This is a genomic window from Lutibacter sp. (genome assembly GCF_013041805.1).
GTDB lineage: Bacteria > Bacteroidota > Bacteroidia > Flavobacteriales > Flavobacteriaceae > Lutibacter.
On the sequence record NZ_JABDRI010000019.1, the window covers coordinates 33582 to 45818 of the forward strand.

Genomic DNA, 12237 nt, shown 5'->3' on the forward strand with positions numbered 1-12237 from the left:
TCTTATTTAGAGTGTTAAACTTTGTATATATTTTTCCCCATTATTAATATGCATTAATTGTTTTTCTTGTGGCATTTTATCAAACATAGCAACTAACATTCCCAATCTCGGGTTTTGCTGAAAGAAATTTCGATGTGTATTCATAAAACGCCAAAAAAGTCCGTCCCAAATAGCTTGCCATTCACCTTTTTTAAAATTGCTCATCTTTATCAAATAGTTACTACCACTTATATATGGTTTTGTTGCCATGAATCCACCATCTGCAAATTGACTCATTCCATATACATTGGGAACCATAACCCAATCATAACTATCAATAAAAAGTTCCATAAACCATTGATAAACTTCGTCTGGATCAAATTCACACAACATCATAAAATTTCCTAGAATCATTAATCGCTCAATATGATTGCAATAACCTGTTTTTAGAATTTTTTTTATCGTTTGATCTATTGGTAAAATTCCAGTTGTTCCGTTGTAAAATGATGCTGGAATTTTTTTTGTAAAACCCCAAAAGTTTTTAGTACGTTCATCACTACCACGACTTTCGTACATTCCACGTATAAATTCACGCCAACCTATTATTTGTCGCACAAAACCTTCTAATGAATTTATAGGAATATTGTTTTCTTTTGCATAAGCAATACTTTCATCTATCACCTTTTTAGGTGTAATTAAACCTACATTTAGCATAGGAGTTAAAACACTATGATTTAAAATTGAATTTTCTGAAATAATAGCATCTTCATAGGCACCAAATTCTAGAAAACGCTGTTCTAAAAATTGTTCAAACCAGTCTTGAGAAGCCTTGAAATTTGCTGGGTACAAAGAGTATTCTGTTAGTTGTCCAAGGTTTGTTGAAAAGTTTTTTTGAACATATTCACAAGCTTCTTTGTAAAAACTATCTACTACTGGAAAGTGAATTGAAGGAGGTGTTTTTTTTGCAGGATATTTTTTTCTGTTTTCAGTATCAAATGTCCATTTTCCACCTGTTGGCTTTTTGTCTACATCAATTAGTATATTTCTTTTAATTCGTTGTTCTTTATAAAAAACAGTTTGATGATATTTCGTTTTATCACTTCTAAAAAATAGTTGTAAATCTTCTTTGGTATTTAAAAACATTGGAGAATCAAATACCGTTCTTTCTATTTGGTGAATAGCACACTGTTCTTTTAGTCGCTTTTGAAGCCAATTATCAACAGGATCTATATAGTTGATTTGAGTGATTTTTTGTGATTTCAAATACGGAATCAATACTCGAATATCTGAAATGTCTTCTGCGGATTCGATATATAAAACTTTCACCCCTTTTGAAATCAAGAAAGCTTCATATTGTTTCATTGTTGCTCTATGAAACGCAATCTTTTGTTTATGAAAAGGATACTGTTTAAAGAATAAATACTCTTCAATTAAATAAACAGGATGTTCATTTTTTAAAAGAGAAGAACTTTCAAATAATTGATGTGGAAAAATAATATTTACGGTTTTCATTTAGATTTTATTTCTTTTACAACGTTCACTACAATACTTAACATTTCCCCAGTCTTTTTCCCATTTTTTACGCCATGAAAAAGGTCTTTTACAAACGATACATATTTTTTGAGGTAAATGTTCTTTTTTCAAAATTATTTATTTACATGTGATTCTAATATTCGTTTTTTTTCAGCTTTTACAGAAGGATGTTCTTTATGTCCCCAAATTTTTTCTCTAGCTTTTTTTGCACTTTTTTTTAAATCTACAATAGGAGCAGGATAGTGTTCACCAATGGTAACGCCGCAAAAAGTTTGTTCCATCAAGCTCATGGTCCAAGGTTCATGTATATACGCAATTGGGACATTCTTGAGTTCAGGAACCCATTTTTTAATAAATTCACCGTTAGGGTCGTGTTCTTGTGAATTTTTCACGGGATTATATAAACGAATGGTATTGATTCCCGTTGTACCGGCTTGCATTTGAAATTGTGGATAATGTATACCGGGTTCATAATCTAGAAATTGTTGTGCTAAATGATATACCCCTTCTCTCCAATCTTGGTCCAAATTAAGTGTTAGAAAAGAGACTAACATAGCACGCATTCTAAAATTTATCCATCCTGTTTTCTCAACAGCTCGCATACAGGCGTCAATCAAGGGAAATCCAGTTTTACCAGTTTCCCAAGCTTTTATAAATAATTCATTTTTCGGATGCTCCAAAAGTTCATAACCTCTATTTACACATCGAGTTTCATAGGTGCATTCTACTTCAAATTTCTGAATAAAATGGCAATGCCAGTGCAAACGGGTTAACATTCCAGAAAAAGCTCTATTATGTAAGGTTCCGTTTTGATGCGTACCTACAAATTGAAACACTTGTTTAATACTAATATTTCCCCAGGCCAAATAAGGTGATAATCTGCTACAGGCTTTTCTACTTTCAGTAGGTTTAGAAATATGCTTGTGATAAGTAAATCCTCTTTTTTGAGTGAATGAATTAAGGTAGCGCCAAGCATTCTCTTCTCCTGCTGGTTGATATTCTATAGGATACTGCTTAAGCTTGGAAATTAATTCTGAAGGTAATTTAAACAAATGTTCAAGTCTATTTAAAGTTGAAATCGAATACTTATTTTTAATAACAGAAGTGTGCATAGTAGTATGCCATTGTTTATTCCAATTTTTTCTGTTTTTAATGCCTCTTATAATTCCATCACGTTGATATTCTGTCCAAGTAATATTGTTTTTATCACAAAATTGTTTGATATTTTTATCACGTTTCCACGTAGTTTTAGTTCCACTTTCTTGGTAACTAAAGAGCTGATTTATGATGAATTTTTCTGATAAAAAATTAAAAACAGCAATTGCTTCTCCGTAAAATATATCAACATTTCGTTTGTACTTTATCAATTGTTCATCCATTGATTTTATGGAGTGATATCTAAATTGTAAATGTCTTAAACTTGTATCTGGATATTCAATAATACTAGGTTCAAACAAATATATGATTAAGAATGGGATGCCTGCTTTTTCTGCTGTGTCAAGAGGTTCGTGGTCTTGTAATCGAAGGTCACGTTTTAGCCAAACAATATTGATAGTTTCCCTACTCAAAATACAATTTCTTTTTTGCATTTTTTCCAAAAAGCAAAGAATGATGGATAGTAACCTTTTACAGAAAACATCCAATCTCTTTCCTCTTCAATTCCAAGATAATGTTGGTTTAATGGATGTTCTTTGTAATAAATGCTATCTAAATTATAGATTGATTTCAGTTCATTGAACTCTCCAACAAATACTTGTATATCTTCTATATTCTTAGAAAGGTTACTTATAAAATCAATAGACTTTTGCGAGACAGGATATTGTTTAAATTGTGAGGGCTCTAATAAAAGAATACGATTGGCATTTTTTTCTTTTTTCCAAAGCGGATCTAAATTGTAAAAATTATAAATTAGTGTTGGAAGATTTCTATTTATTTTTATTTCTTTTTGATTCGGAAGAGGTGTTATTAATTCTAATGTTTCTGAAGGAAGCAGTACTTCAGGTATCTTTAAATTTGTAATTTTGTCATAAGAAACATCTAGAAATGTATCTGTTTGGTTGCTGTAGCAAAAGTTATTTATGTTTTCTTGATTCGCATAATATTTCTTATTACTATTTGTACCTGCTACCCATTGCCAGCTTAGTGCATTACTAGCCCAATCGGCATCAAGTAAATGATAGTACATCCATTGGGCAGGATATTTCCAATGATTTTGACCAATATTACAGGCAATTGAAGCAATGTACATTCTTAAATGATTGTGAAGATACCCTGTATTATAAAATTCATAAATAGCAGAGTCTATAACATTTATTCCCGTAGTACCTTTTTGAATAGCTTTAGAAAGACCATTTGTTGTAACAGGTTTTTGAGGATGCTTTAAGTCTTGGTTTATGGCTTCCCTTTTAGCAATCCAAACTTGTTGCCAATAATCTCTCCAGGCTAGCTCTTGAATGAATTTGAGCATAGAATTGGGTTGATAGCCACTTTTCAATAAATATTGAAATACAAATTTTGTTGAAATTACACCACGTGAAATATAGGGAGATAAATAACTTACGGCTCCATCCAAGTAGTTTCTAGATGAACCATAAGCAATAGGATCGATTTTAGTTATTCTGTTAATTATAACATCATATGCTGTTGGGAAGTTCTCTTGTATATGTGTTTCATTATACATTAACGCTTACTTATTTTATTCCCTGAAATAGCTCTTTGTCTAGAACACTTAAAGCGACTTATTTCGTTGCTTCGCTTTTTTAAATGCTTGGTGCTGATACCACTATTAACACGTTTTCTCCAAAGTTTAAAGCTAGATTCTTTGAGATTACCACGCATTAGTTTTATAACTTCTTTTTCTGCCAATCCAAACTGAAAAGTTATGGCCTCAAACGGTGTTCTGTCTTCCCAAGCCATTTCTATGATTCGGTCGAGTTGTCTTTCAGTTAATTCTTTTTCAAGTACAATTTCTAAACTACTTTTTCCCATATTTGATCTGCATTTAAACGGAAACTTCCTAATGAGTTAAAATTACATTGATTGGGTGCGATAATTGATAAAAATGTATCACCATTTTCTCTCTTGTATAAATGGTAAGTGTCTCCTATACTAGGTTCAAAGTTAAACTTTGCTTGGTATATAAGGTTATTTGACTCATATTCTTGGATCAATTCCTCATATTGTGCTTTTATTTCTTCGTACCTTGTTTTTATTTTATGATTTAGCTTATTAATGCTTCTGTTTTTCCAATCAATTGTATCTATTGTTGTAATTACTGGAGCGCCAACATTGGTCGCATAGCGTTTTAAGGCAGCGTCATATTTTTGATTTTCTTCATCAAAAACAACATAATCGGGTTTCTTGTTACTAGCCATTTATGAATTGAGCATTTCTAATTTTTTCATAATTTCTTCTGCTTCAAAAGTCTTTTGGTCGCTTAACTTTCTGTTACTAGTTGAAAGAGTAAAGGCCTCTTTAGTAAGTTTTTGGTATTGCTCTTGTAACTTTTCTTTCTCTGATTTCTTTTTAAAAAGACTAAACATTCTAATATTTTTTATGTGTGATTACTTTCTTAAAATTTTGGTAAAGATACAAAATGTTTAACTATTTTTAAATAAAGTTAGACAAAAAATATTATTAGTGTTTTAATAGGCTATAGGTTTGGTTAAAAATAATTTTCTTCAAACTAATTCTAGGCGACTAACTTATATTTTGGTATTGCAGATTTAGATATAATTTTAACTTATTTAATAGGTTATTTCTAAGTTTAACTGCCTTCCTTCTTTAAATGCTTTTTTGTCCATACCGGTTCCAACTGCCATACCAATAGCCATTCCTAGCGGTAGGCCAATTCCAATGAGTCCCATATTACCAATGGTTGTGCCAAAAGCCACTCCAAGAGGAATGCCAAATGTAGCCATACCAAGCACTAACCATAAATTTCTATAATAATTTTTTGTTACAATTTTAAGTTCTTTCTCAAGCTTTTTAAGTATGCTTTTTTGAACCTTTATAATTTCATCTTTCAATTTTTTTTCTGAACTAACCGAGGTATCCAATTGCTCTATTGCTGCATTTATCAAAATTATCATATCATCAGGAATATTGGTTTTTTTCAATTCAGTACATAAATTATTGAATTGCTGAAATGTAGCTTCAAGCTTTTTGTTTTGGACGATGTTTTGTCTTTTTTTTAGTTCCTTTATTTCCATATGTAATAAATTTTTGATCCGCTATCACTTATTCATTGCACCAAAATAGAATCTTCTATTTTTTTTGATGTTACTAAATTAAGTTATTTATTTCCATAATTGCTTCTAGATGCATTAGAAATTAATAATTTTGTATTTTACTTTTGTTCATTCAAGATTATTTTAATTAAGATCTCTAAAATGAGAAAAACCCACTTAGAAAATTAATTCTAAGTGAGTCTTCCAAGATAAACCAATTATCAACCAATATGTAATTACTTTTTACTCTCCTTGTCCTAAAGAAAATCCTCTTATACCGTCAAACTCATACAGATTTTCTGTTTTAATTAGATCAAAATCATTTTGATGAAGCTTTGATAATAAAGCGATTACTTGTTCGTATTCAACAGTTTCATAATGCGGTTCTGTTGTTTTAATTTCTGCATTTTGTGCAACAAATCTACATCTCCAATGGTCTGTGCAATACGTTTCTTTTAATCCATTCGGAAAAACTTTGACACCTCTATTTGTAATCATTTTAAGTTTAAGATTATGAGACTTGATCTCACTTAAGTTATTTCCAATAGCTTCCGGATTGTTTCCTTTCCAATCAATAAATACATCAACACCTACTAATTTTTTTACAGAATTTTTTCTTTTGTATTCTGGAATTGTAATGGTTCCAGATCCTTTTGATAAATTGCTCACTGGAAATTTAAACGGATTGGAATCTAAGCGCTCAATAATAGCGTCAGCAAACTCTTCAGTGGTTACTTTTTTGCTACTTACTGATTCTTGATATACATCTGCTGTGTGGATTCCAGCTTCTAAAGTAGCCAACCAAGCATTTTTAATTCTGTCAGCAACCTTAGGTTGACCTATATGTGCAAGCATCATAACGGCAGCGTTTAGTAAACCAGATGGGTTTGCAATTTTCTTCCCTGCAATATCAGGTGCAGAACCGTGAATGGCTTCAAACATAGCAACATTTTTACCAATATTCGCTGATCCAGCCATACCAACTGAACCTCCAATTTCTGCAATAATATCAGAAATTATATCGCCGTAAAGATTCGAAGTTACAATAACATCGTAATTTTCAGGGACAGTTGCCACTTTCGCAGCTGCGATATCTATTATTTGTGAGTTGCTTTCAATCTCTGGATATTCCAATGCAATTTCTTTAAATACTGTATGAAATAACCCATCAGTTAGTTTCATAATGTTATCTTTAATCATACACGTAACCTTCTTTCTGTTGTAAGCTCTTGCATATTCAAAAGCATAACGCACAATTTTCTCACAGCCAGGTCTTGTAATTAGTTTAAGGCATTGCACTACATCTTCAGTTTGTCTATGTTCAATACCCGCATAAAGATCTTCTTCATTTTCTCTTATAACTACAATATCCATAGTTGGGAAATTCGTTTTCACAAATGGGTGTAAAGCTGTCACAGGCCTTACATTTGCAAATAATCCTAACGATTTTCTAAGTGTAACGTTTAAACTTTTATAACCTTTTCCTTGCGGAGTCGTAATAGGAGCTTTTAAGATAATTTTGTTTCGTGAAATTGCATCCCAAGCAGAATCTGTAATACCAGCACTATTTCCTGATAAATAAACTTGCTCTCCTACATCTATTGTTTCAGTTTCAATTTTGGCACCAGCAGCCTTCATAATTTTTAAGGTTGCTTTCATAATTTCAGGACCTATACCATCGCCTTTTGCAATCGCAATTTTGGTTATTTTTTCTACGTTATAATCTTTCTGTGTGGCTATAATGCTTCTATTTTTCATACTGCTAATATTTATGTTTATGCAAAGGTTAGAAATATAAAACATAAATCATAATTTATAATTATTATACAAAGTATAAAAATATTTTATGTATTAAAAAACTAAGATATCACGAATTTTAGCTAGAACTTTGAAGAATGTAGTTATAAATATAATTGAAAACTCTAATTTTTTCAAAAGGTTGCAAAGCAAGTTTTACATTTAATATCTTATAGGTTGTTTATTATTTTTTGAGCAGCTGCATTTCCAGAATAAACGGCACCATCCATATAGCCTGGAAATTTTAGAGCTGTTTCGGAATTAGAAATTAATAGTTTACCGTCAAAAAGACGATTACTAAAAATTGGGTTTCCATTATTTTGATGTGGAAATAGAAAATCTTCAGATGGCTCAAAAGTATGTTCTTCTTGGCTCCAAACGCAATCAGTATAGGTCGTAAATTGTTCTACTTTTTTACCAAAAAAAGGTTTCAATTGCTCGATTATGTTAGCACGCCTTTTTACAATTGAAAGATTATTATTGGATGAATTTATAAATCCACAGAGTGCATATTTTGATTTTTCGTGATTACAATGATCGTAAAGTTCTGTAATAGGTCCAGAATTACTAAATAAAGTTGAAGGTAGATTTTCATGTTCCCAAAAAGGATGTTCGTAGTTCAAAGCAACTTTAATAGAATCTTCCATCCACGTATGTGTTTGTTTGGCAATACGTAACAAATCACTTGGTAAATTTGGTGTGAATATAATTTTTTTGGACCATAACTTTGGAGGAATGGCAAGTACTACCTTAGTTCCTTCAAAAACTTCATTTGCAATTATTTGAACAGTATTATGATGGATTTTAATTTCTTTAACTGATTGATTTAGCAGCACATCATTTTTATCTAATTTTTCATATAAGGTATTTATCAAATAAGATGTTCCATCAGAAACCCTATAACTAGGAGACTGGTGAGGTATTTGAATGATATTTGCAGATGAAGTAGGAGAAGATTGATAAAATGCAGTGTTATTCATGAATTGTTTAAAGTATCCAATTTCTAATTCATGTAATAGAGCTATTAAATTTTGATGCTGGTGAGTAAACCAAGTTGCTCCCATTTCAATTGGAGCATTATTTAATTTGTAAATGGTGTTTATTCTTCCACCAATTCTATTTCGTGCTTCAAGAATTTTAAATGGAATACCTGCTTGTTTTAATCTATAGCCCGTTAATAGGCCAGATAATCCAGCGCCAATTATTAGTATCATTTTGCAAAAATAATAAACAGCAAATGAAAAGGTCTTAGTTTATCTATGAATGTTTAGATTATCGAATTCTTGTTAAGGGTTCTTTGAAAGTTATTTTTTATTAAATATGTATTCCTTAGAAGAAACTATAAATACACTTCAAGTATTCTCGCTTGATTAGACTTTAAGATAACCTCTGAAAAAGTTGCAGGAATTAATATTGTTTCTCCTTTATTTATATTAATTGATTGATCTTCCCAGTTTATATCAAAATTCCCATCCACACACATATAAATTACAAATGAATCTAATTTAGTATAGTCCTTTTCTATCACTCCTTTTAGGTCGATAACATCGGTTTTAAAATAAGGGGAGTGCACTAATTTAGATGCGGAATTTTCTATTAATTGATATTCCGTTTTATAATTTTTGTGCAACTTATAGTCGATTGCATCTAAAGCTAAATCTGTATGTAATTCTCTCTGTTCACCGGTTGTAGTATCTAACCTTTCATAATCATAAATTCTGTAGGTAACATCAGATGTTTGTTGAATTTCTGCCAAAACAGTTCCCGCACCAATAGCGTGAACTCTTCCTGTTGGAATGTAGAATGTATCTCCAGTTTTTATTTTTTCTGAATTTAAAATCTCCAAAACTGTACCATCAGCTAATGCTTTTCCATATTCATTTTGTGACACTTCTTTATTAAAACCAACTATTAAATTAGCATCTTCATCACAATCCATTATGTACCACATTTCATTTTTTCCGAAGGAATTATGACGCTCTTTTGCTAATTCGTTATTTGGATGTACTTGAATTGAGAGTGGTGTTTTTGCATCAATAAATTTAATTAAAATTGGAAATTCTTCTCCAAATTGTTTATAAACTTTTCCTCCAAGAAATTCAGACTTATAGTTTTTTATTAAATCTCTTAAGGACATTCCTTTTAAAAATCCATTTGCTACAATAGAAATGTCTCCTTCAACATCTGATATTTCCCAACTTTCGCCAATATTGGTTTTAAGAGATTCTTTTTTAAAAGTCTTAATTAATTTTTCTCCGCCCCATATTCGCTCTTTTAAAATGGGTTCAAATTTTATTGGATATAATTGCATATTCATTTTTTTTATTTTTTTTTATACAAAGTGGATAACTTTTTTCTTTTAAATGTCGACTAAAAAATTAGTGGAAAATTCTGAGAACCTCATTATTTGATTTAAATTAAACTTGGTTGAAAAGTTCAATTTGGAAATATTTTTCTTATTTAATAAATACCTAAACCCAACTTTTAAAGCGGCATCTTCACCTTTGTTTTTTTTAATATTAACAACACTTGAATTGGATGGGAATTTTTTATTTAATGTTTCTAAAATATTAGAGGTTTTATCCTTACTCCCATTATTTACAAAACAAATATCGATGTCTACGTTTTCCTTTAAAAATCTCTCAATTCCTAAAATATTGATTTCCTTTTGCCTATTTGTTAGCACAATTACAATTCCTGTTCGCATATTTGTTTTAATTTTTAAATAAACTATTCTTTATTTTGTTATAAATATTTGAGTAAAATAATTTCTACCTTTACTATTTTTCTCTGTTGAAATACCAAAATGAGTAAATTTTGAATTTTCAATCAATTGTTTATGAGAGTCGCTTAAAATCCAAGCATTAAAAACACCATTCGCAGAATTATACCCATACCCTACATTTTCACCTACAGTTTTAGCATTCGCAAGATTGACTAACTCTTGATGGCGATCATAAAAATTATCATGACTTACCTTTCCCACTTCTGCCATATACGTTGTATGTGAAAAGGCTACTGTAGATACTATATCCAGTTTACTTAATCTATTTATTCCTAGGCTGTCTCTATAATTATTAACCAAATTTAAAATCTCCAATTCCATACTTGAATAGGTGTTTTTATGATCAATAATCTGAGTCATGTAAATTTCTTCATTATCTTGTGAACAAGAAGCTACGCTGATTAAAATGGCTACTACAAAAAGCAGTATGAATACTTTCATTTTTTTCATTTTTTTTAGTTAATTACACTTCAAAAATACTGTCAATATTCTCTTTTTATACATTTATTCGATTGGTAATAAGGTTGTAACGTCGAATGGTAATTATCCTTCGATTAACAAAAAAAGTAGTTTTAAATTAAGTTTTAAGCACCTAAATTTTAGTTATTACTATAATTAAAACAAAAAAAATGCAGCTTAGAACTGCATTTTTTTTAAATCATTTAAATCGTATTTCAAGACGTCTTTATCTTAAAACCCATGCTATTTGACCAAGTTGTCCAATTATTTTTACGGAGTCTTTCATAGAAAGTTTTGACCCATCCGCATGTATCCATCTTTTTAATGGTTTTTCACATAATATTTGTTTCGCTTTTTGCAGTCCATACTGTTTTCTTACTCTTATGAAAATCTCAACATCGAATAACCACTTTGTTAAAAATTTAGAATCAAATGCAGTATTAATAATATCTTTATGAAAGATTTTAGCTCCACATTGCGTATCTTTAAATTCCATTTTTAATATTTTACGAATTATAAAATTAACTGTTAAACTTATAATTTTTCGAGCAGATTCTTTTGTAATATTAGCTCCCATTCTAGCAATTCTAGATCCACTTACAATCTTATATTCAGAGTTTTCAATTGTTGAAACCAGGTCATCAAAATCGGCTAAATCTGTAGAAAGATCCGCATCTAAAAAACCAATATAATCTAAATCTACTTTTTTAGCCATATGAAGCATTCCAAGTCTCACAGCTTCTGCTTTTCCACCATTTTTTTCGCAATCATAAACGGTAATAAAACTTTCTCTACCTTTTCTTAAATTATTTAAAACTTCTAATGTTTTATCTTTACTTCCATCGTTTACAAAACATAAATGATAACCTGAATGCTTATCAACAAAATCTAAGAATTCTGTACTTAACAACCTTTCTTCCTCATCATAACAAGGTATTACCACTCCAACACATCTTTGTTCTATAATAATATTATCATTATTTTCAACCAAGTTGTTTGTTTCTGGAGTACCAACAAGTCTTTTTACTCTTGCGCTTATTTCATTTAAACTTAAAGGCTTTTTCATATAATCGTTAATACCTAATTCGAATCCTTCAGTAATAATAGCGTCATCTGTATTTCCTGAAAGCACCATAATTGGAGTTGTTGATTTTTCTTCAATTCTAATAAATTTTACTACATCAATTCCAGACACCTCTGGCATATTAATATCTACAATTACTAAGTCTGGTTGAAATGATTTATAGGTTTCAATTCCAGTTTCAGCGTTAAATTCTGTTTTTACTTCATAACCTAATGCTTCTAATCTCTTCTGAAGTGGCAATAAAACTAATTGTTGATCATCAATGGCTAATACTTTCATAATTTTGTTTTAATTGATTTATACTTCAAAAGTATGGCAGTAAGCTTTTTATAATTTAAAAATTAGTTGAAACAAGCTCTAACTTAGATGAA

The 12237-nt window shown here is 30.2% G+C and carries 14 protein-coding genes; all 14 read right to left on the reverse strand.

Annotated features, from left to right (window positions below):
- Positions 1-6: 6 nt before the first annotated feature.
- Positions 7-1491, reverse strand: coding sequence for a cryptochrome/photolyase family protein (locus HKP59_RS02535; protein ID WP_291803177.1), 1485 nt, complete (start codon positions 1489-1491; stop codon positions 7-9).
- Entirely contained in the window at positions 1492-1623 is a 132-nt protein-coding gene (locus HKP59_RS02540; RefSeq protein ID WP_291803178.1) for a DUF2256 domain-containing protein, read from the reverse strand.
- A gap of 2 nt (positions 1624-1625) precedes the next feature.
- Positions 1626-3101 (reverse strand): deoxyribodipyrimidine photo-lyase, encoded by a 1476-nt coding sequence (locus tag HKP59_RS02545; protein ID WP_291803179.1) that lies wholly within the window; start codon positions 3099-3101, stop codon positions 1626-1628.
- Positions 3077-4192, reverse strand: a complete 1116-nt coding sequence (locus HKP59_RS02550; protein WP_291803181.1) for an FAD-binding domain-containing protein — start codon at positions 4190-4192, stop codon at positions 3077-3079. The genes HKP59_RS02545 and HKP59_RS02550 overlap by 25 nt, the downstream gene beginning before the upstream one ends.
- Positions 4192-4500 (reverse strand): TIGR03643 family protein, encoded by a 309-nt coding sequence (locus HKP59_RS02555; RefSeq protein WP_291803183.1) that lies wholly within the window; start codon positions 4498-4500, stop codon positions 4192-4194. Before HKP59_RS02555 ends, HKP59_RS02550 begins: the two co-directional genes overlap by 1 nt.
- The gene (locus HKP59_RS02560) at positions 4482-4886 is read right to left on the reverse strand and encodes a DUF2452 domain-containing protein (protein WP_291803185.1); all 405 of its coding nucleotides are present in this window, start codon (positions 4884-4886) and stop codon (positions 4482-4484) included. Before HKP59_RS02560 ends, HKP59_RS02555 begins: the two co-directional genes overlap by 19 nt.
- Positions 4887-5054 carry a Lacal_2735 family protein gene (locus HKP59_RS02565; RefSeq protein WP_291803187.1) on the reverse strand — a complete coding sequence of 56 codons (168 nt, stop codon included), beginning with the start codon at positions 5052-5054 and terminating at the stop codon, positions 4887-4889.
- Positions 5055-5258: 204 nt separating this feature from the next.
- Entirely contained in the window at positions 5259-5723 is a 465-nt protein-coding gene (locus HKP59_RS02570; protein ID WP_291803189.1) for a hypothetical protein, read from the reverse strand.
- 261 nt (positions 5724-5984) lie between these two features.
- The gene (locus tag HKP59_RS02575) at positions 5985-7499 is read right to left on the reverse strand and encodes an NADP-dependent isocitrate dehydrogenase (protein ID WP_291803190.1); all 1515 of its coding nucleotides are present in this window, start codon (positions 7497-7499) and stop codon (positions 5985-5987) included.
- 209 nt (positions 7500-7708) lie between these two features.
- On the reverse strand, positions 7709-8752 hold the full coding sequence (locus tag HKP59_RS02580) for an NAD(P)/FAD-dependent oxidoreductase (protein WP_291803192.1): 1044 nt from the start codon (positions 8750-8752) through the stop codon (positions 7709-7711).
- Positions 8753-8877: 125 nt separating this feature from the next.
- Entirely contained in the window at positions 8878-9849 is a 972-nt protein-coding gene (locus tag HKP59_RS02585) for a type I phosphomannose isomerase catalytic subunit (RefSeq protein ID WP_291803194.1), read from the reverse strand.
- A gap of 48 nt (positions 9850-9897) precedes the next feature.
- Positions 9898-10245, reverse strand: a complete 348-nt coding sequence (locus HKP59_RS02590; RefSeq protein WP_291803196.1) for a glycosyltransferase — start codon at positions 10243-10245, stop codon at positions 9898-9900.
- A gap of 30 nt (positions 10246-10275) precedes the next feature.
- Positions 10276-10764: a CAP domain-containing protein gene (locus HKP59_RS02595; protein WP_291803198.1), complete on the reverse strand. Its 489-nt coding sequence runs from the start codon at positions 10762-10764 to the stop codon at positions 10276-10278.
- 244 nt (positions 10765-11008) lie between these two features.
- On the reverse strand, positions 11009-12145 hold the full coding sequence (locus tag HKP59_RS02600) for a response regulator (RefSeq protein ID WP_291803200.1): 1137 nt from the start codon (positions 12143-12145) through the stop codon (positions 11009-11011).
- Positions 12146-12237 lie beyond the last annotated feature (92 nt).

Coding starts and splice junctions, on each gene's coding strand:
- HKP59_RS02565 (WP_291803187.1), bottom strand. CDS start 5,054: ATGTTTAGTCTTTTTAAAAAGAAATCAGAGAAAGAAAAGTTACAAGAG.
- HKP59_RS02585 (WP_291803194.1), bottom strand. CDS start 9,849: ATGCAATTATATCCAATAAAATTTGAACCCATTTTAAAAGAGCGAATA.
- HKP59_RS02560 (WP_291803185.1), bottom strand. CDS start 4,886: ATGGCTAGTAACAAGAAACCCGATTATGTTGTTTTTGATGAAGAAAAT.
- HKP59_RS02550 (WP_291803181.1), bottom strand. CDS start 4,192: ATGTATAATGAAACACATATACAAGAGAACTTCCCAACAGCATATGAT.
- HKP59_RS02545 (WP_291803179.1), bottom strand. CDS start 3,101: ATGCAAAAAAGAAATTGTATTTTGAGTAGGGAAACTATCAATATTGTT.
- HKP59_RS02570 (WP_291803189.1), bottom strand. CDS start 5,723: ATGGAAATAAAGGAACTAAAAAAAAGACAAAACATCGTCCAAAACAAA.
- HKP59_RS02555 (WP_291803183.1), bottom strand. CDS start 4,500: ATGGGAAAAAGTAGTTTAGAAATTGTACTTGAAAAAGAATTAACTGAA.
- HKP59_RS02595 (WP_291803198.1), bottom strand. CDS start 10,764: ATGAAAGTATTCATACTGCTTTTTGTAGTAGCCATTTTAATCAGCGTA.
- HKP59_RS02600 (WP_291803200.1), bottom strand. CDS start 12,145: ATGAAAGTATTAGCCATTGATGATCAACAATTAGTTTTATTGCCACTT.
- HKP59_RS02580 (WP_291803192.1), bottom strand. CDS start 8,752: ATGATACTAATAATTGGCGCTGGATTATCTGGCCTATTAACGGGCTAT.
- HKP59_RS02535 (WP_291803177.1), bottom strand. CDS start 1,491: ATGAAAACCGTAAATATTATTTTTCCACATCAATTATTTGAAAGTTCT.
- HKP59_RS02575 (WP_291803190.1), bottom strand. CDS start 7,499: ATGAAAAATAGAAGCATTATAGCCACACAGAAAGATTATAACGTAGAA.
- HKP59_RS02590 (WP_291803196.1), bottom strand. CDS start 10,245: ATGCGAACAGGAATTGTAATTGTGCTAACAAATAGGCAAAAGGAAATC.